The 19,161-nt window shown below is 72.0% G+C and carries 18 protein-coding genes; 7 read left to right on the forward strand and 11 right to left on the reverse strand.

Annotation, left to right across the window (positions count from 1 at the left end; translation table 11 throughout):
* Positions 1-68: 68 nt before the first annotated feature.
* Positions 69-440, forward strand: a complete 372-nt coding sequence (locus MUY22_RS41125) for a hypothetical protein (protein ID WP_247052590.1) — start codon at positions 69-71, stop codon at positions 438-440.
* A gap of 963 nt (positions 441-1,403) precedes the next feature.
* Here the strand turns inward: MUY22_RS41125 and MUY22_RS41130 are convergent.
* The 4 genes from MUY22_RS41130 to htpG form a co-directional block, all read right to left on the reverse strand.
* The gene (locus tag MUY22_RS41130; protein ID WP_247052591.1) at positions 1,404-2,996 is read right to left on the reverse strand and encodes an NAD(P)/FAD-dependent oxidoreductase; all 1,593 of its coding nucleotides are present in this window, start codon (positions 2,994-2,996) and stop codon (positions 1,404-1,406) included.
* Between the two features lie 106 nt (positions 2,997-3,102).
* Entirely contained in the window at positions 3,103-3,537 is a 435-nt protein-coding gene (locus MUY22_RS41135; RefSeq protein WP_247052592.1) for a DUF6292 family protein, read from the reverse strand.
* Positions 3,538-3,657: 120 nt separating this feature from the next.
* Positions 3,658-4,293 carry a phosphoribosyltransferase gene (locus MUY22_RS41140; protein WP_247052593.1) on the reverse strand — a complete coding sequence of 212 codons (636 nt, stop codon included), beginning with the start codon at positions 4,291-4,293 and terminating at the stop codon, positions 3,658-3,660.
* 187 nt (positions 4,294-4,480) lie between these two features.
* On the reverse strand, positions 4,481-6,403 hold the full coding sequence (gene htpG / locus MUY22_RS41145; RefSeq protein WP_247052594.1) for a molecular chaperone HtpG: 1,923 nt from the start codon (positions 6,401-6,403) through the stop codon (positions 4,481-4,483).
* A gap of 161 nt (positions 6,404-6,564) precedes the next feature.
* Between htpG and MUY22_RS41150 the strand changes: the two genes are divergently transcribed.
* The 4 genes from MUY22_RS41150 to MUY22_RS41165 all read left to right on the forward strand — a co-directional run bounded on the left by MUY22_RS41150 (position 6,565) and on the right by MUY22_RS41165 (position 9,989).
* Positions 6,565-7,545, forward strand: a complete 981-nt coding sequence (locus MUY22_RS41150) for a PHB depolymerase family esterase (protein ID WP_247052595.1) — start codon at positions 6,565-6,567, stop codon at positions 7,543-7,545.
* Between the two features lie 7 nt (positions 7,546-7,552).
* Entirely contained in the window at positions 7,553-8,128 is a 576-nt protein-coding gene (locus MUY22_RS41155; protein WP_247052596.1) for an HNH endonuclease, read from the forward strand.
* Between the two features lie 120 nt (positions 8,129-8,248).
* Positions 8,249-9,607 (forward strand): protein kinase, encoded by a 1,359-nt coding sequence (locus MUY22_RS41160; protein ID WP_247052597.1) that lies wholly within the window; start codon positions 8,249-8,251, stop codon positions 9,605-9,607.
* A 52-nt stretch (positions 9,608-9,659) separates the two neighbouring features.
* Positions 9,660-9,989, forward strand: a complete 330-nt coding sequence (locus MUY22_RS41165; RefSeq protein ID WP_247052598.1) for a hypothetical protein — start codon at positions 9,660-9,662, stop codon at positions 9,987-9,989.
* Here MUY22_RS41165 and MUY22_RS41170 read toward each other — a convergent pair.
* Both MUY22_RS41170 and MUY22_RS41175 read right to left on the reverse strand, forming a co-directional pair.
* The gene (locus tag MUY22_RS41170; RefSeq protein WP_247052599.1) at positions 9,980-10,390 is read right to left on the reverse strand and encodes a LysR substrate-binding domain-containing protein; all 411 of its coding nucleotides are present in this window, start codon (positions 10,388-10,390) and stop codon (positions 9,980-9,982) included. The two genes, MUY22_RS41165 and MUY22_RS41170, sit on opposite strands and share 10 nt — an antisense overlap.
* On the reverse strand, positions 10,351-10,899 hold the full coding sequence (locus tag MUY22_RS41175; RefSeq protein WP_247052600.1) for a LysR family transcriptional regulator: 549 nt from the start codon (positions 10,897-10,899) through the stop codon (positions 10,351-10,353). The genes MUY22_RS41170 and MUY22_RS41175 overlap by 40 nt, the downstream gene beginning before the upstream one ends.
* Positions 10,900-10,971: 72 nt before the next feature.
* Here MUY22_RS41175 and MUY22_RS41180 point away from each other — a divergent pair, with 72 nt between their 5' ends.
* Complete coding sequence (locus tag MUY22_RS41180) at positions 10,972-11,871, forward strand: DMT family transporter (protein WP_247052601.1); 900 nt, start codon at positions 10,972-10,974, stop codon at positions 11,869-11,871.
* Here the strand turns inward: MUY22_RS41180 and MUY22_RS41185 are convergent.
* From MUY22_RS41185 to MUY22_RS41205, 5 genes are read right to left on the reverse strand one after another with little or no spacing between them, the layout of a single operon-like run.
* Positions 11,837-12,760 carry a dihydrodipicolinate synthase family protein gene (locus tag MUY22_RS41185; RefSeq protein ID WP_247052602.1) on the reverse strand — a complete coding sequence of 308 codons (924 nt, stop codon included), beginning with the start codon at positions 12,758-12,760 and terminating at the stop codon, positions 11,837-11,839. The two genes, MUY22_RS41180 and MUY22_RS41185, sit on opposite strands and share 35 nt — an antisense overlap.
* Entirely contained in the window at positions 12,760-13,713 is a 954-nt protein-coding gene (locus MUY22_RS41190; protein ID WP_247052603.1) for an ABC transporter ATP-binding protein, read from the reverse strand. Before MUY22_RS41190 ends, MUY22_RS41185 begins: the two co-directional genes overlap by 1 nt.
* A complete protein-coding gene (locus MUY22_RS41195) occupies positions 13,710-15,614 on the reverse strand; it encodes a dipeptide/oligopeptide/nickel ABC transporter permease/ATP-binding protein (RefSeq protein ID WP_247052604.1) in 1,905 nt (634 codons plus the stop codon). The genes MUY22_RS41190 and MUY22_RS41195 overlap by 4 nt, the downstream gene beginning before the upstream one ends.
* Positions 15,611-16,570, reverse strand: coding sequence for an ABC transporter permease (locus MUY22_RS41200; protein WP_247052605.1), 960 nt, complete (start codon positions 16,568-16,570; stop codon positions 15,611-15,613). Before MUY22_RS41200 ends, MUY22_RS41195 begins: the two co-directional genes overlap by 4 nt.
* Before the next feature lie 15 nt (positions 16,571-16,585).
* Positions 16,586-18,184, reverse strand: coding sequence for an ABC transporter substrate-binding protein (locus tag MUY22_RS41205; protein ID WP_247052606.1), 1,599 nt, complete (start codon positions 18,182-18,184; stop codon positions 16,586-16,588).
* Between the two features lie 143 nt (positions 18,185-18,327).
* Between MUY22_RS41205 and MUY22_RS41210 the strand changes: the two genes are divergently transcribed.
* Positions 18,328-19,056, forward strand: coding sequence for a FadR/GntR family transcriptional regulator (locus MUY22_RS41210; protein WP_247052607.1), 729 nt, complete (start codon positions 18,328-18,330; stop codon positions 19,054-19,056).
* The last annotated feature ends 105 nt before the right edge of the window (positions 19,057-19,161 follow it).

The following is a 19,161-nucleotide window of genomic DNA, read 5'->3' on the forward strand; positions in this document are numbered from 1 at the left end:
TGAGTGAACGCCGATCCATCCGAAAGTGTAGTGGTCCCCGTACCCGTTCTTCCGGGAGCCTGGATGGGATGTCAGACGGATCAGGACCCGACCGGCGGAGCACCGCCCCCACCGTGCGCTGGCGCGCGTCGATAGGCTTGACCGTCGGCGCCGACGGCCCGGTGTCGAGCATCGTCGAGTCCGACCACGGCAGCGAAGGCTCCGCCCGCGAGTGGATCGAACGAAAGCTCCCCCGGACCCGCTTCCCGGCATGGATCCCGGCAGCCCGCCGCGCGGACGGCGTCGAACTGTTCGGCCGGGTAGCCCGCGGCCAGGTGGTGACGGGCCGCCTGCTGCCGACGTGGGAATCGGACACGGCCACCGAAATCTGGCACGCGGACCGCACGGGCGACCAGGTCCAGTGGCGCCGTTGCGCAACCCCGGCGGCAGAGGAGAACTAGCGCTCCCCCGGCGCCACGTCGGCCGCTCGGGTCGCCATGTCGGCCGGTCCCGATGCCGTGTTGGCCGCTCCCGGCACCGTGTTGGCCATTGCCGACACTGAGTTGGTCACTCCGGTCACCATGTCGGCCGCTCCCGCCCGCGTTGGCCACCCCCGAGCGCCGTGTTGGCCGCTCCGGTCACCACATTGGCCGCTCCCGGCACCGTGTCGGCCATTGCCGACACTGTGTTGGCCGCTCCCGGCACCGTGTCGGCCGCTCCCGTCCGCGTTGGCCACCCCCGAGCGCCGTGTTGGCCGCTCCGGTCACCACATTGGCCGCTCCCGGCACCGTGTTGGCCATTGCCGACACTGAGTTGGCCACTCCGGTCGCCGTGTCGGCTGGGCCGGTGCCACGCCGGGCGCCGCGTTGGCCGATCCCGGCACCGTGTCGACCACTCGGGGCGCCGTGTCGGCCCTTCCGGTCGCCATGTTGGCCACTCCGGGCGCTGCTGGCCGCTCCCGACCCCGTGTTGGCCGATCCTGGCGCCGCGTTTGCCACTTCGAGCGCCATGCTGGCCGTGCCCGGCACCACGTCGGCCACTCGGGTCACCGTGTTAGCCATTCCGAGCGCCATGTTGGCCGTGCCCGGCACCACGTCGACCGTTCCTACCCGTGTCGGCCATTCCTGTCAGCGGTTGGCCGCTCCCGGTGCCGCGCCGGCCACTCCTATCGCCATGTTGGCCGGCTCGGTCCCCCGTCGCGCTGTCGGCCGGTCCCGTCGCAATGTCAGCCGGTCCGATGTCGTGTTGGCCCGCTCCCGTCGCCATGTCCGCCGGGCCGATGACGTGTTGGCCGCCCCCGTCGCGGTGTCGGCCGTTGGCGGGCAGCTCGGCCGTTCGTGAAAGGCCACCATGATGACCGGAGTGGCCAGCACGGCGACCGGAACGGCCAACACGGGGACCTAGCAGGCCCGCCGGTCGTCGCCTCAGTCGTAGATCGCTCGGTGAGCCGCTCGGATCAGGGCCGCGTAGCCGCCGCCCAGTTTGCCCGCTCGGGTCAGGGCCGCGCGGGCTGCGTTGGCTCCGGGGCCGCCGTGGACTGCTCCGCCCGGGTGGGCCGATGCGCCCGCCAGGTACAGGTGGTCCACCGGGGTGTCCGCGCGGCCCGTGCCCGGGACCGGGCGGAAGAACAGCTGCTGGTGGATCGCCGTCGTGCCGCCGTTGATCGCTCCGCCCACCAGGCCCGGGTTGTGCTCCGCCAGCTCCGCCGGGCCCTGGACGTAGCGGTTCTTGATCAGGCCCGCGAACCCCGGCGCGTGGGCCTCGACCGTCTCCTCGATCCGCTTGACCCGCCGCTCCAGCGCGCCGCGGCCGGCCATCGAGCCGCGCGGGACGTGCGTGTACGCCCACGCCGCCTCGGTGCCCGCCGGTGAACGGTCCGGGTCGGTCGTCGTCATCTGGCCGAACAGCAAGAACGGGCGGCGCGGCATCCGGCCGCGGGCCAGCTCGTTGCCGAACGCCGAAAGGCCGTCCAGGTCCGTACCGAGGTGGACCGTGCCCGCGCCGCGCGCGCCCTCGGCCGTCCACGGCACCGGGCCCGACAGCGCCCAGTTCACCTTCACCGTCGCGCTGTCCCACTCGAACCGGCGCAGGTCGTCGACCAGCCGGGACGGCAGCCACTCCGCGCCGACCAGCTCGCCGTACAGGATCGGCGCCGGGACGTCGGCGAGCACCGCGCGGTGCGCCCGGACCGGGTCGCCCGCGGCGTCGCGGACGCCCAGCGCCCGCCCGCCGGCGACGATGACCTCGCGCACCGGACGTCCACAGTGGACTTGCCCGCCGCGGGACTCCAGCCGGCGCACCAAAGCCGCCGTCAGCTCCCCCGCGCCGCCCGCGGGCGCCGGGAACCCGGTGTCCTGCCCGATCATCGCCAGCAGCCAGCCGAACACCGCGCTGCCCGCGTTGTCCACGGAAACGTCGCTGTGCGCGGCGTTTCCGGCCAGCAGCAGCCGCGCACCCTCCCCCGCGAACACCTCCTCGCCGAACCGGCGCGCCGGCAGCGTCAGCATCCGCGCCAGGCGCAACGCGTCGGCGGTTCCGATGCTCCGCAACAGCTTCAGCGCCGGGCGGACCGGCGGGAACGGCGCGAACAGCGCCGCCAGCAACGGTTCCCGGAGCTCCTGCCACTGCGCGGCCAACGCCCGCCACGCGTCACCGTCGCCCGGCGCGAACTCGTCGGCCGACGCCGCGGTGCGGTCGAGGTCCCGCGAGAGCACCGCGCACCGGTCGTCGGGCAGCACGTGCGCGAGCACGTCCGGGGCGTGCCGCCACCGCAGGCCGTGCTCTTCGAGCCCGAGGCCGCGGATCGCCGGCGACACCGCGCCCAGCGGGTAGAACGAGCTGAACAGGTCGACGTGGAAGCCGGGTTCGGTGACTTCGGCGGTCTGGACCGCGCCGCCCGGCCGGTCCGTCGCCTCCAGGACCAGCACCGACCAACCGGCGTCGGCCAGCATGTTGGCCGCGACCAGGCCGTTGTGCCCGGCGCCGATCACCACCGCGTCGGCGGCTTCCGTGCTCACTGGGCCTCCCGCTGGTCACTCCTGGTCGTCCCAGGGTAGTGCGATCGGGTCCAGCCGTCACCCGGCGGGCGCACTGTGTCCGATGTGGACAGACGAACGGGTGTCCTCAGGCCTGGCCTTCCGGCAGGCAGACGCTCTTCCCGGCGTAGGCGGCGAGACGCTCGTCGAAGCCGTCCGCCGCACCGGGTCTGCGGAAGTCCGGCGGGTCCGGCCGGCCCGGGTAGCCGTCCCCGTAGAGGTCGCGGACGAACTCCTCGACGGCGCACGGCGCGGGCAGCAGGTCCTCACCGAGGTAGGCCAGCACCACCACGTCCTCGCCGGTCGCCGACTCGACGGCCGCGGCCCAGCCGTCCTGCTCGTCCCACAGCAGCGCCGTCTCGTGGTCCGGGAACCGCTCGAGACGCAGTTCGAGCGCGAGGTAGGCGGTGGCGGGCACCTCGACCTCGCAGAACCACGCGGGCGCGTCGAGCTTGCTCGCGACGGCCAGCAGGTACTGCCGCAGTCCGAGCGCCGGCGCGCCGAGTCCGTCCCGTTCCGCCATGACACCTGCCCCATCAGTCGGTACCCCCGCCCGGTGATACCCCGCCGCCCAGCCGCTCAATCGGGTGTTCCCCGGGTGGAGCAGCACGTCACGGTGCGTCCTCTGTGGAACCGCCGAGGGTCACCGGGCGAGCAGCGCGAGCACCTCCTCGTCGCGCGTCTGGCGGAAATCGGCGTACCACTGGCCGACGGCGCGGAACTCCGGCGGCTCGACGACGCTGACGACGTCGTCGGCCTCGGGCAGCAGCGCGACGGCGTCCGGAGCGCACACGGGAGCGGCGAAGACCAAGGTCAGCGGCTCGCCGGCGCGCAGGTCACGCAGCGCCGCCCGGGCGGTGACGCCGGTGGCGAGCCCGTCGTCGACGAGGATGACGTCCCGGCCGGCGCAGCCGACCGGCGCCCGGTCCCCGCGGTAGCGCGCGAGCCGGCGGCGCGCCTCGGCCCGCTCGCGGTCTTCCGTCCGCGCCAGCTCACCGGCGGTGAGGTGCAGCGCCCGGAGGCTCGCGTCGGAGTAGAGGGCCGGGCCGTGGGGCGTGACCGCGCCGACGCCGTACTCCCGCCGCCCGGGCGCGCCGATCTTCCACGCGACCGCGACGTCCAGCTCGGCCCCGAGCCACCGCGCGACGACGGCCGCCACGGGCATCCCGCCCCGCGCGAGCCCGAGCACGAGCGGATCGGCCCAGGTCTGCCGCGCGAGCACCCGCGCCAGCCGGCGGCCGCCGTCCTCGCGGTTGGCGAAAACCTGCGACGAGGACACGAGAACTCCTCTCACCCGACGACCTCTCGGGTGAGTGTCCTCCTCAGGCGGGTCTGGGGAGGAGTCTCGGCTTGCGCGGGCAACGCCGAGACGTGGAGCCATCGGCAGGCCGGACAGGTGCACGCCACGGACGAGAGCCCTGGCCAGGAGCGGGCCCGGGCGGAGACGATCCGCCCGGGCCGCTGCCTCAGAGGGTCTTCTCCAGGCGGTTCGCCAGTAGCTTGATGAAGCGGGCCGGGTCGCCCAGTTCGCCGCCTTCGGCCAGGAGGGCCATTCCGTAGAGCAGCTCCGCTGTCTCGGCCAGGCCGGCATCTTCCGGGCGCGAAGCGTGTGCCTCGCGCAGGCCGGTGACCAGGGCGTGCTCCGGGTTGAGCTCCAGGATCCGCTTGATCGGCGGCAGCTCCTGCCCCATCGCGCGGTACATCTTCTCGAGCGTCGGGGTCAGGTCGTGGGTGTCGCCGACGATGCAGGCGGGTGACGTCGTCAGCCGCGACGAGAGCCTGACCTCCTTGACGTCCTCGCCCAGCGACGTCCCCATCCACGACAGCAGGCCCTCGAAGTCCTTCTGCTGCTGTTCGCGCGCGACCTCGGTGGCCTTCTTGTCCTCGTCCGAGTCCAGGTCGACCTGGCCCTTGGCGATGGACTGGAACTGCTTGCCGTCGAAGCCCGGCACCGCGTCGACCCACATCTCGTCGATCGGGTCGGTGAGCACGAGCACCTCGTAGCCCTTGGCCGCGAACGCCTCCATGTGCGGCGAGTTCTCGACGGCCGACCGGGAGTCGCCGGTCATGTAGTAGACGTGCTCCTGGCCCTCCTTCATCCGCTCGACGTACTCGCGCAGCGAGGTCGGCTTCTCGGCGTCGTGCGTCGAGGGGAACGACGAGATCTCGAGGATCGCCTCGCGGTTCTCGAAGTCGTCGAGCAGGCCTTCCTTGACCGCGCGGCCGAACTCGCGCCAGAACGTGGCGTACTTCTCGGCGTCGGAAGACATCATCGACTTGACCGTCGAGAGGACCTTCTTGACCAGGCGACGGCGGATCAGCTGGATCTGGCGGTCCTGCTGCAGGATCTCCCGCGACACGTTGAGCGAGAGGTCCTGCGCGTCGACGACGCCCTTGACGAACCGCAGGTACTCGGGGACGAGCGACTCGCAGTCGTCCATGATGAACACGCGCTTGACGTAGAGCTGCACGCCGCGCTTGCGCTCCCGCAGGAACAGGTCCATCGGCGCGTGCGAGGGCAGGAACAGCAGCGCCTGGTACTCGAACGTGCCCTCGGCCTGCAGCCGGATCGTTTCGAGCGGGTCCTGCCAGTCGTGGCTGACGTGCTTGTAGAACTCGCTGTACTCGGTCTCGGAGACCTCGCTCGACGACCGCGCCCACAGCGCCTTCATCGAGTTGACCGTCTCCACCGCCGGCTCGGCGGGCTCTTCGCCCTCGGCGGCCGGCACCGCGTCGGCGGTCATCCGGATCGGCCAGGTGATGAAGTCGGAGTACTTCTTCACGATCTCCCGGATCTTCGCCGGGGACGTGTAGTCGTACAGCGCGTCTTCGGTGTCCTCCGGCTTGAGGTGCAGCGTGACCGCGGTGCCCTGCGGCGCGTCCTCGACCGGCTCGATCGTGTAGGTGCCTTCGCCCGCGGACTCCCAGCGGACGCCTTCGGCGCTGCCCGCGTGGCGCGTCACGAGGGTGACCTTGTCGGCGACCATGAAGCTCGCGTAGAAGCCGACGCCGAACTGGCCGATCAGGTCCTGCGACGCCGCGGCGTCCTTCGCTTCCTTGAGCTTGGCGAGGAAGTCGGCGGTGCCGGACTTCGCGATCGTGCCGATGAGGCCGACGACGTCGTCGCGGGTCATGCCGATGCCGTTGTCCCGCACCGTCAGCGTGCGCTCGGCCGGGTCCGACTCGATCGTGATGTGCAGGTCGGCGGTGTCGGCGACGAGGTCCTTGTCGCGGTACGACTCCAGCCGCAGCTTGTCGAGGGCGTCCGAAGCGTTCGACACCAGTTCTCGCAGGAACGTGTCCTTGTTCGAATAGATCGAATGGATCATCAGCTGGAGCAGCTGACGCGCCTCGGACTGGAACTCGAGCGTCTCGATCGGGGTGGTCACGGGCTTCCTTCCGGGTGTCACGGCGAACGGGTGCGATCGTACCGAGGGGGTCCGACAGTCCGGGCCGTCACCCGGCCGCGCACTTTATGAACGCAATGTAGGCGGGCCGCGACAGCCGGTGTGATGCTGGCCACGCCCTGCTGCCGATCAAGGAGGATCGAGTGCCCGGACGCTTCCCCCGGCCCCGGTGGGCGGCCGCGTTCGCCGCGGCCTGCGCGCTGACCACCGGCTTCGCCGCACCCGCCGCGGCTGTGACCCCGTCGACCCCCTCGACCCCCTCGACCCCGTCGCACGTCGTCGACCACCCCGTCCGCACCACCGGCTGCGGCCGCCCGGCGCCCGTCCCGGCCGGCGTGACGACGACGCAGCACCTCACCTCGGGCGGCCTCGACCGCACCTACACCGTGCACCTGCCGGCGCGCTACAACCCGCGCAAGCCGTACCCGGTGCTCCTGTCGTTCCACGGGCACAAGCGCACGTCCCAGTACCAGGAGGAGCTGTCCGGTTTCTCCGCGCTGGACGCGATCTCGGTCTACCCGCAGGGCCTCGTCGGGACCGACGGCGAGACCGCCTGGACCGGCGCGCCCTACTCGGCCGCCGCGGACGACGTCCTGCTCACCAGCGACCTGATCACGAAGCTGCAGCGGACGCTGTGCGTCGACGCGAACCGCGTCTTCGCCGCCGGGAAGTCCAACGGCGGCGGGTTCGTCGGCGTGCTGGCCTGCCGCCTGGCGAGCCGGATCGCGGCGTTCGCCCCGGTGTCCGGCGCCTTCTACCCGCAGGGCGGCGCCTGCCACCCGAGCCGGCCGGTGCCGATCCTCGACTTCCACGGCACCGCCGACACGACCATCCCCTACACCGGCGTCCCGGAGAAGGGCCTGCCGCCGATCCCCGACTGGCTGGCCGCGTGGTCCACAAGGGACGGTTGCCGGTTCGGGCCGCTGTCGTGGACGCCGGTGAAGGGCGTCGTCGCGCAGAAGTGGCTCGCCTGCGACCGGCGCGGCACGGTCGAGCACTACCGCGTCGAAGGCGCGGGGCACGTCTGGCCGAGCACGAAACCGAACCTCGACTCGGCCACGCCGACGGTCATCGACGCGACCCCGGTGATCTGGCGGTTCTTCCGGAATCACCCGTTGCACTGAAACACGATTGACGCCTCTCGCGAAGCTCGGCGACCATGAACACGTCGCTTCGCGGAAAGCCGCCCGGATCACCGCGATCCGGGCGGCTTTTCGCATCCGTTTCACCGAAAGAGGTTGCGCCATGGGGGTTCTCGTCCTCAACGCCGGCTACGAGCCGCTGCACACCGTGTCCGTCCCGCACGCCATCCGGATGCTCGTGCGCGACGTCGCCGTGGTCCACGAGGCCGAAGACGGTCTCGCCTACGGGCTGTTCCCGCGCCCGAAGATCGTGCGGTTGCTGCGGTACGTCGTCATGAAGTGGCGATATACGCAGCCGCCACGCTGGTCCCGGCGTGGTGTGCTGGCACGTGACGGGCACCGCTGCGCCTACTGCGGGCAGCGCGCGACGACGATCGACCACGTGGTGCCGCTGAGCCGCGGCGGCGCGCGGACCGACTGGCTCAACACGGTCGCCGCGTGCGGCGGGACGGCGCGCAGCTGCAACGCCCGCAAGGCGGACAAGCTGCCCGCCGAAGCCGGGATGAAGCTGCGGATCACCCCGCGCGTCCCGTCGTGGGACCAGCTGCACCCGCTCAGCGCGTGAGGGTGGCGGCGGCCTGCTCGTCGGCGAGGCGACGAGCAGGCCGTTAAGCTCGAACCGATCGGTCCCCGGATCCGTGTCACCGGGGAAGGCCTGGGCGAGCACCGGTACCGGAGGATCGTCGTGACCGAGGCAGGACAGCTGATCGCCGAGCGCTACCGGCTGGTCGACCGGATCGGCCAGGGAGCGATGGGCGTCGTCTGGCGTGCCCGCGACGAGCGGCTCGACCGGGTCGTCGCGGTGAAGCAGCTGGGCTACGACCCGTCCGGCGGCGGGCAGGGCGGCCCGCGGGCCCTGCGCGAGGCGCGGCTCACCGCACGGCTGCGGCACCCGCACGCCATCACCGTGCACGACGTCGTCGAGCACGCCGGCGACCCGTACCTGGTCATGGAGTACCTGCCGTCGCAGAGCCTGGCCGAAGTCCTGCTGGAGCGGGAAACCCTGCCGGCCGACCAGGTCGCGCGCGTCGGCGAGCAGGTCGCGTCGGCGCTCGCCGCCGCGCACGCCGAAGGCATCGTGCACCGCGACGTCACGCCCGGCAACGTCCTGATGGCGCCCGACGGCGTCACGAAGATCGCCGACTTCGGCATCTCCCGCGCGACCGGCGAAGGGACCGTGACCGGCGGCGGGTTCATCGCCGGCACACCCGCCTACCTGGCACCCGAAGTCGCCGGGGGCGCCGAAGCCGGGTTCCCGGCGGACGTCTTCTCCCTCGGCGCGACGCTCTACCGCGCGCTGGAGGGCTCGCCGCCGTTCGGCAACGAGGACAACACCATCGTCCTGTTGCGGCGGATCGCCCAGGACGACGTCATCCCGCCGAAGCACAGCGGCCCGCTGGCCGAGGTGCTCAGCCGGCTCCTGCAGCGAGATCCCGCGCAGCGGCCGGCCATGACCGAGGTGCAGGAGCTGTTCGAGGCGGTCACCGGTGGCCGCCCGCTGCCGCCGCCGCGGGTGGTCCCCCAGGTCGGGACGCGCCTGCTGCAGGTCCGCCGGCCCCGCCGGAAGCTCGTCCTCGCCGGCGCGGCCGGTGCGGTGCTGCTGGCCCTGGGCGTGCTCATCGGCACGGCGCTGGTGCCCGACAGCAGCGCGACGGTGGCCGCGCCCGCACCCGTGCCGTTCGCCACCACTCCCCCGCCGTCGACGCCCGCCACCAGCTCCCCGGCCCCCGCGGATCTGGGCTGCGCGGCCGACTACCGGGTGACGAACTCGTGGCCCGGCGGCTACCAGGTCGAGGTGACCGTGCACAACGACCGCGCCGTCAAGCTGCTCGGCTGGCGCGTCTACTGGACCCTGCCCGACGGCCACCACATCACCGGTCTGTGGAACGGCACCTTCACCGTCGACGGCTCGACGGTCACGGTCGACAACGCGGACTGGAACGCGAAGCTCGACGCGAACGGCTCGACGTCGTTCGGCCTGACCGCGTTGACGGGTCAGGGCAACGGCACCGCGCGCCCGGCCCTGACCTGCAAGACGCTCTGAGCACCCGGAAGCACCTGTCCCACAGGCAGCGCGCTCTGCCATAGTCGGACGCGTGCATCTGAGGGCCAGGCGCAGGTCGATCCGTTTCGACGGGCACACCGTCACGCTCAGCGTCGCGACGAAAAGCTGGTTCATCATCCCCGGCGACACCAAGAACAGGTTCCCGGTCGAGAAGATCAGCAAGATCCAGCACACGCCGCCGACGGCCTGGAAACCGGGCAAGATCGTCTTCGTGGTCCCGGATTCGGCGGCGGACGTCGTCGCGAACGTGCCCCTGTTCGCCGACAAGCTGGCCGGGAACACGTTCCTCTACCCGTACGGGATGCGCGCGAAGGTCGCGAAGTTCCTGGAGGCCGTGGAGAAGGCGCGGCCTCAGCGGTAGCGGTCCGCCCAGTCGCGGGCCGACCGCTCCAGCTCGTCGAGCACGACCCGGATGTCCGGGCGCCGCGCGGTGCCCGTCCGGGTCAGCGCGAACACCTTGCGCGTCAACGGTTCTTCGAGCGGGTGGAGGCTGACCCCCGGCGGCCCGGCCGGCAACGCCATGGCGGGCACCAACGCCACGCCCGCGCCGGACGCGGCCAGCGCGACGAGGACCGCGAAGTCGCTCGCCTCCGCCGCCACCGGCGGCACGAACCCCGCCGCGCCGCACGCCCGGTGGATCATCTCGCGGCACGAGAGGTCGGCGGCGGGGACGAGCCACGGGTGGCCGGCGAACCGCTCCAGCCGCACGGGTTCGCCGGGCGTCAGGCCGGCGGCGCGAGCCGGGTCGAGCGCCACCAGCACCGGGTCCTCCAGCAGCCGCCGGTCTCGCAGCGCGGCGGGATGCTGCGCGGGAGCAGCGAATAGCTGTGCACCAGCGCGATGTCGACGTCCTGGCGGCGCAACGACTCCAGCGCGTCGTCCGGCTCCTCCTGGACCAGGCGCAGCGAGACCGTGCCGGCCTCCCTGAGCCCGGCCCACGCCGCCGGCAGCAGCTGCCGCGCCGCCGAGGCGAACGCGGCCAGCCGGACCGTGCCGGTGCCGCCGTTCTCGGACACCGCCGCCATCGCCGACTCCGCGGCGGCGAGGTCGTCGAGGATCACCTCGGCGTGCGAGACCAGCAGCCGCCCGGCCGAGGTGAAGGCCAGGGTGCGGCCCTGCTTCTCGAGCAGCGGCGTGCCCGCTTCGCGTTCGAGGGCGGCCAGGTGCTGCGAGACGGCCGGGCCGGTCAGGTGCAGCGCCGCGGCGGTCGCGGCCACGGTCCGGTGCTGGGCGAGACCGTGCAGGATGCGCAGGCGGCGCAGCTCCAACATGAAGTCAGACTTTCTCTTCAGCGAAGAAACCGTAACTGGTACTTCTGCATCTTCCGGCCGACGATAGCCGTCGTGAAGCGCACTCTCAAGGCACCCCTCGCCCTGGCCGTCACCGTCGTGCTGTGGGCGTCGGCGTTCCCGGCGATCAAGGTGGGGCTCGGCGGCTACGGCGTCGCCGGGCTGTCGTTCGCCCGGCTCGCGGTGGCGTCGGCCGGGTTGCTGCTGATCGCGCCGGTGCTGGGCGTGCGGCGGCCGCGCGCGGCCGACCTGCCGCTGATCGCGGGGTGCGGGCTGGCCGGGATGAGCGCGTACCAGCTGCTGCTCAACTGGGGTGAGGTGCGCGTGCCGGCGGGCACGGCGAGCCTGCTCGTCTCGGTGGCGCCGGTGTTCAGCGTGCTGCTCGCGACGGCGTTCCTGGGCGAGCGCCTGACGACGACGAAGGTGCTGGGCAGCGCGGTCGCGTTCGGCGGCAGCGCGCTCATCGCGCTCGGCGGCGGCCTGGGCTACTCGGGGGCCGCGTGGGTCGTGCTGGCCGCCGCCGCGGTCCAGGCCGTCTACCACTTCGGCAGCAAGCCTCTGCTGAAGCGCTACACCGGGCTCGAGGTCGCCTGCTACGCGATGTGGGCCGGGACGCTGTTCCTGCTACCGCTCGCGCCCGCGGCCCTTCGCGGCGTCGAGACGGCGCCGCTGAGCGCGACGCTGTCCGTGGTGTTCCTGGGCGTGCTGCCCTCGGCGGCCGGGTTCGTCGCCTGGGGGTACGCGGTGGCCCGCCACACGATCGCCGTCGCGACCGGCGCGCTCTACCTCGTCCCGGCCGTCGCGCTGGCGGTGGCGTTCGTGTGGCTGGGCGAGACGCCGACCTGGGTGGACGTCGCCGGCGGCGCGCTCAGCATCGCCGGCGTGGTCCTGATTTCCCTCCGGCGGACGGCCGGGACCGTCAGAGCAAGCCCGCTTCGACGAGTTTCTCCTTGATGCGCAGCAGTTCCTCGTCGTCCAGGGGCAGCTGCGGCGGCGCCATGACGGCGTTGTCGATGAAACCGCGCATCTTCATCGCGGCCTTGAACGCGCCGAGGCCGGCCGAGCCGCGGCCCATCCGGCTCGGCGGGGCCACGGACGTGATGGAGAACAGCTTCAGCAGACGCTCCTGTTCGCGGCGGGCCGCGGCGAGGTTGCCGGCCTTGAAGTGGTCGTGGATGAGGACGTACCCGACCGGGTCGACGTTGCCGAGGCCCGGGACGGCGCCGTCCGCGCCCATCGCGAGAGCTGCGTCGACGACGAGTTCGGAGCCGGTGAACACGGCGAAGGCGTCGAGGCCGCGTTCGCGTTTGCCCAGCAGCACCGCGCGGAAGGCCGCTTCGTCGCCGCTGGAGTCCTTCAGGCCGGCGAGGACGCCGTCGGCGGCGAGGTCCAGCACCATGCCGCCGTCCAGCTTCGTGTGGACCGCCACCGGGATGTCGTAGGCGACGATCGGCAGCGACGTGCGTTCGTGCAGCAGCCGGAAGTGCCGGTCGATCTCGGCGGGGTGCGTGCGCGTGTAGTACGGCGCGGTGACGACGACGGCGTCGGCCCCGGCGGCCTCGGCGGCCCGGATGTGCTCGGCGACCCGCAACGTCGTCATGTCGATACAGCCGGCCAGCACGGGGACGCGCCCGGCGACCTGCTCGACCGTCGTCTCGACGACGACCCGGCGCTGGGCGTCGGGGAGGAAGGCGACCTCGCTGGACGAGCCGAGGACGAAGATGCCGTGCACGCCGGCGTCGAGCTGGAACTCGACGTGGCGCCGCAGCGAGTCGGTGTCCACGCCGAAGTCGTCGGTCAACGGCGTGCACAGCGGGGGGACGATTCCGGCGAACTTCGGCATCAGGCGCTCACTCCGGCAGGGGTCTCGGGATGGATGCAGCGGTAGGTGTGGCCACCGTCGGCCGCGGCGAGCGGCGGCAGCTCGGCCGCGCACTCGCCGGTGGCCTTCGGGCAGCGGGTGCGGAACGGGCAGCCGCTCGGCGGGTGCGTCGCCGACGGCACCGGGCCGGTGAGCACGATCGGCTCGACCTGGTGCAGCAGGCTGGGCGTCGCCGAGAACAGGGCCCGCGTGTAGGGGTGCCGAGCGGCTTGCGGGAGGTCCGCAGCCGGGGCTTCTTCGACGATCCGGCCGAGGTACATCGTGACGATCCGGTCGCTCATCTTCTTGACCGTCTGGATGTCGTGGGAGACGAACACCATCGCCGGCCCGAGCTGTTCACGCAGGTCGAGCAGCAGGTTGAGGATCTGCGCCCGCACCGAGACGTCGAGGGCGGACGTCGGCTCGTCGGCGACCAGCAAAGCCGGTCCCAACGCCAGGGCACGGGCGATGGCGACGCGCTGGCGCTGCCCACCGGAGAGCTGGCCGGGCACCGCGTCGGCGACGCTGTCGGGCAGCCCGACCAGCGTCATCAGCTCGCGGACGCGGTCGTCGCGCTCGTCCGGCGTGCCCACGCGGTGGACGTCGAGGGGGTCGCGGATGATCTTGGCGACGGCCAGCCGGCGGTTGAGCGCGGTCGACGGGTCCTGGAAGACCATGCCGACCTCGCGGCCGAAGCCGCGGTCCAGGGGCTTGCCGCGGAACCGCACGGTGCCCGCGGTGGGGCGCTGCAGGCCGACGATCACCTTCGCCAGCGTCGACTTGCCGCAGCCGGACTCGCCGACGACGCCGACGGTCTCGCCCGGGTTCACGACGAGGTGGGCGTCAGTCAGCGCGTAGACGCTGTCGTGGCCGAACAGGTTCGCACCGCGGATCTGGTGGACGACGTGGACGCCGTCGAGTTCGAGCAGGTTCACGCCGTCGCCTCCTTCTCGCGGGCGAGGTCGACCGCCGGGAAGTGGCAGGCGACCAGGTGGTCGACCGGCTCGCCGAAGCGGACCGGCGGCTCGTCGTGGCACTTGTCGCGGGCCGCCGGGCAGCGGCCGGCGAACCGGCAGCCGGCCGGGAACTCGGCCGGGGCCGGGACGACGCCCTTGATCTGGGTCAGCCGGGCCTCGTTCTCCTCCAGCGACAGCACCGCGCTGAGCAGGCCGCGCGTGTAGTGGTGCCGCGGCGATCCGATGACCTGCGCGGTACCGCCCAGCTCGGCGACCTGGCCGCCGTACATGACGACGACGCGGTCGGCGATCTCGGAGACCAGCGCGAGGTCGTGCGACACCAGGATGAGCGCGAAGCCGAGTTCTTCCTGCAGCCGCAGCAGCAGCGCCATGATCTGGGCCTGCACGGTGACGTCGAGTGCGGTGGTCGGCTCGTCGGCGACGATCAGCTTCGGGTCGCGGGAGAGCGCCATCGCGATCAGCACGCGCTGCCGTTGCCCGCCGGACAGCTCGTGCGGGTACGCGCGCAGCGTCCGCCCCGGGTCGAGGTTGACCAGGTCGAGCAGCTCGGCCGGGGTGCGGGTGCCGCCGCGGCGGGTGAACTGCTTGAGCTGGGCGCGGATCGTCATCGCCGGGTTGAGCGAGCTGAGCGCGTCCTGGTAGATCATCGCGATGTCGTGGCCGAGGTGCCGGCGGCGCTCGCCGGGGCGCAGCGCGAGCAGGTCGCGCTGGGCGAACCGGATCTGGCCGCTCACCGTGGCCGTCGGCGGCTGGAGGCCGAGGATCGACAGCGACGTCAGCGACTTGCCGCAGCCGGACTCGCCGATCAGGCCGAGCACCTCGCCCGCGCGGACGCTGAACGAGACGCCGTCGACGACGTTCACGCCGTCGTGGCGGCCGGGGAACGCGATCGCCAGCCGGTCCACCTCGAGGACTGTCTCGCGGTGGTCCAGCGAGCGGGCGGTGCGGGCGAGCCGCTCCCCCGCTTCCCGCAGCCCGGCGATCGGCAGGACCGGCGCGGTGTCGGCGTCCTCGCGGGCGGCGACGGCTTTCGCGACCGCACCGGCCCGGGCCGCGCGGGCCGACGGCGCGGCCCACGCGTCCGAGACGCGCTCGGACAGGACGTTCAGCGCCAGCACCGTGACCAGGATCAGCAGGCCGGGGAACAACGTCGCCCACCAGCCGCCGGTCAGCACCAGGTCCTTGCCGTCGGCCAGCACCGAGCCCCACGACGGGTCCGGCGGCTGGATGCCGGCGCCGATGAACGACAGCGACGCCTCGAAGACGATCGCGTCGGCCACCGTCACCGTGCCGAACACCAGGACCGGCGCCGCGCAGTTGACCGCGACGTGCCGGGTCAGCACGTAGAACCGGCGCGCCCCGATGACGCTTTCGGCCGCGACGTAGTCCTCGCCGTACTGCGCGAGCACGTTCGCCCGGACGACCCGCGCCACCGGGGGCGTGTTGAGGAACCCGATGGCCAGGATCAGCACCAGGATCCCGTGGCCGAACACGGCCACCAGGACCGCGGCCAAGGCGATGCCGGGGAACGCCATGATGATGTCGAGCACGCGCATCACCACGGCGTCCACCCGGGCGCCCGACGTCGCGGCGAACGCCCCGATCGTCGCGCCGGACACGAGTGCGAGCGCCACAGCCCCCAGGCCGATGGCGAGCGACCAGCGTGTCCCCGCGACCAGCCGGGAGAAGATGTCCCGGCCCGACTGGTCGGTCCCGAACCAGTGCGCGGCGCTCGGGCCGCCGGTGTCGGTGCTCAGCGCGTCCGGGTTGTGCGTCGCGACGAGCGTGCCGACGACCGCGACGAGCACCAGGATGCCGAGCACCGCGAGTGCGGGCCAACCCCCGCGCAGCCGCTTCACGAGTGGCTCCGCAGCCGCGGGTTCGCCATCAGGTAGAGGACGTCGACGATCAGGTTGACCAGCACGAATCCGATCGCGATGGTGATCACGAAGCCCTGCACCTTGGCGGTGTCGCCGTCCTTGACGGCCTGGATCATGTTCTGCCCCATTCCCGGCAGCGCGAACATCGTCTCGATGACGACCGCGCCGCCCAGCAGGTAGCCGACCCGCAGGCCGAGCACGGTCAGCGGCGTGACCAGCGCGTTGCGCAGCACGTTGCGGCCGACCACGACGACCGGCGGCAGCCCGCCGCCGCGGGCGGTGCGGACGTAGTCCTTGTCCAGCTCCTCGACCATCGACGTCCGGATCACCCGGGTGAGCTGCGCCGCGACCGGCAGCGCGAGGGACACCGCGGGCAGCGTCAGCGAGTTCAGCCAGCCGCCGAGCGAGTCGGCCGGGCTGACGTACCCGCTGGTCGGAAAGAGGCCGCGGTCGACGGCCAGCCACTGCACCAGCAGCAGCGCCACCCAGAACGCCGGGGCCGCGACGCCGGCCAGCGTGACCACCCGGATCACCTTGTCCGGCCAGCGGTCGCGGTACAGCGCCGACGTCACGCCGAGCACGAGCGAGACGACCAGCGCGATGACCAGGCCGAGCAGGGTGAGCTGCACGGTCAGCGGCAACGCGGTGGCGATCGTCTCGCCGACCGGCTGCTTGGTGATGACGCTGGTGCCGAAGTCACCCTGGATCAGGTGCCAGACGAAGTGCGCGTACTGCAGCGGCAGCGGGTCGAGCAGGCCGTTGTCCAGCCGGAACCGCTGCAGCTGCTCGGCGGTGGCGTTCGCGCCGTCGAACGCGGCGAGCGCCGGGTCGGTCGGCGCGAACCGCATCACGACGAAGACGAACAGGATCACGCCCAGCAGCAGCGGGATCAGGGCGAGGACGCGGCTCAGCAGCATCCGCACGACGACGACCACGGGGGCTCTCCTCGCTCAGGCGGGCTTGGCCTGGTTCAGGTAGATGCCCGGGTAGCCCTGGGCGTGCACGCCGGTGATCGCCTTCGGGTCCCACGCGGTCCCGAGCTGGGTGAACACCACGGGGTAGATGACGGCCTGCTCCGAGATCTCGTCGAGCAGCTGCTTGTTCAGGCTCGTGCGTTTCGCCTCGTCCGTCTCCGCCGCGGCCTGGTCCTGCAGGCCCAGCAGCGCCTGGGCGTCGGCGCCGGTCCAGCGCGCGTACTTCGCCGTCAGGATGGACTTCGCGTCGTAGTAGTAGCGGATCATCAGGTCGGGGTCGTTGCCGAACTGCAGCGGGTTGTTGGTCGAGGCCACGACCTGGAAGTCGGTACCCGCGTCCAGCTTCGAGAAGAGCGCTTTGGTGTCCTGGGCGTCCAAAGTGGTCTGGACGCCGATCGCGTCCCAGCCCTCCTTGATCACCTTGACGCAGTCGGCGACCAGCGAGGTGTTGGTCGTGGACAGCGTGATCTTCAGCCCGGTCGCGCCCGCCTGCTGCAGCAGCGACTTCGCTTTGTCGGGGTTGTAGGCGAAGTCCTGCGCCGCGGGCTGCGAGGACGGGAGCTTCGGGTTGATGAACGACGTCCCGGGCGAGCCGGCGCCCTTCAGGCCGATCTCGACCATCTTCTTCTTGTCGATCGCGTAGTGCAGCGCTTGGCGCACGAGCTTGTCGTCGAACGGCGCGTGTGCGGTGTTGAACAGCAGGAAGAGGTTGTTGCCGCCGTCGGCGAACTCGACGGTCCGGCCGGCCTTGCGCAGCTGGTCGGCGTTGGCGGGCGGGATGTTCTCGGCGATCTGCGCGTCCGGTGCCGCCCCGGAGATCGCGGCGACGCGCGGTGCGGAGTCCACGATGGACTTCCACAGCATCTTGTCGTAGGCGCCCGGGCGCGGGCCGTTGTAGTCGGCGAACTTCTCGAAGCTCGTGTGCGACAGCGGGGCCTGCTCGACGATCTTGTAGGGCCCGGAACCGACGACCTTGCCCGCCGCGGCGTCGGCCCACTTGCCGTCGTAGACGTGCTTGGGGACGATCTTGCAGCACTGGATCCGCTGCAGCGCGTACGGGAACGGGAACTTGAGGACGAACTCGACCGCGCGGTCGCCGGTCTTGCGCACTTCCCGCAGCCAAGTGGCGAAGAAGCTGTGGATCAGCACGTTCTCCTGGTCATCGAGCGCCCGCGCGTAGGTGAAGACGACGTCGTCGGCGGTCACCGGCTGCCCGTCGTGCCACTTCGCGCCGTCACGCAGCTCGAACTTCAGGCTGGTGCCGCTCGCGTCGGCGGGCAGGGCCTTCGCCAGGCCGGGGAACGGCGCGCGGGTGATCGGGTCACCCTCCACCAGGGACTCGTAGCAGTGCAGGATCGCGGCCATCGAGAAGGCGGACGCCGTCTGCAGCGGGTCCCACGTCTGGTTGTTGCCGTAACCGATCACGGCGGTCAGCGACCCGGTCGAGCTGCCGGTCTTGTTGGTGGACGCCGGACCGCCGCACGCGGCGAGCACGGTGGGGAACGCCAGGGCCGCGCCGGCGAAGGTGGTGTAGCGCAGCACCTGGCGGCGGCTGAGCGACGGGCTCTGGGACATCGCTGTCTCCTGCGGGCCTCGAACGGTAGGACATGGGACGTCCTATGACCGGCGTGAGCTTAGGACGGGGGCGTGTGCCGGTCAAGAGTCCCGGGACGTATGACGTAGGATGTCCTCTCACGACGCATCCGGGGAGGACAGCAGTGGCCCGTCCGCAGCGCAGCGAAGAGATCACCAAGCGCATCATCGACCTGATCGTCGAACGGGAGCTCCCGCCGGGCGCGCCGATGCCGACCGAGCTGAGCCTCATGGAGGACATCGGCGTCAGCCGCAACTCGATCCGCGAGGCGATCAAGGCCCTGCAGGCCCTGGGCATCGTCGAGATCCGCCACGGCTACGGCACGTTCGTCGGGTCGGCGGGCTCGGAGTCGCTGCAGACGTGGCTGCTGTTCCGCACCCGCGCCCGCGGCGCCACCGACGTCGGCCGCCTGCGCGACCTGCTCGAAGTCCGCGAGATGCTGGAGACGGAGCTGACCCGCCGCGTCGCCGTCGAGCACCGGCCGGAGCTGATCGAGGACCTGCAGGCGTGCGTCGCCCGGATGCGCCGCAAGGGCCCGGACGCGGCGGAGGCCGACCGCGAGTTCCACGACCTGATCTGCGCGGAAGCCGGCTTCGACCTGGCGCGCGAGCTGACGGGGTTGTTCTGGGACGTCTACCGGATCGCGGAGGGCGAGCTGGGCGGCCCGGCCGCCTCGCCGACGGCCACCGCGAAACGGCACCAGGTGATCGTGGACGCCCTCCTGCTGCGCGACCCGGACGCCGCGGCGGAGGCGGTGCACCGGCACTTCGACGAGGTCCGCAAGCGCGCGAAAGCCGGACCGTACGGCGGTTTCGGCGTCGCCCGGCCGGTGCCGGCGGTCCACTCTTCCTGACTCTGGGTGGTTGAGCCGTTCGAGGTAACTTCCGGCAGGTTCGGGAACCGGGCTCAACGGTCCCGGCGACTGGCTCGTCGTAGTGGTGATCAACCACCACACGGA

The sequence above is a fragment of the Amycolatopsis sp. WQ 127309 genome (assembly GCF_023023025.1).
Lineage (GTDB): Bacteria > Actinomycetota > Actinomycetes > Mycobacteriales > Pseudonocardiaceae > Amycolatopsis.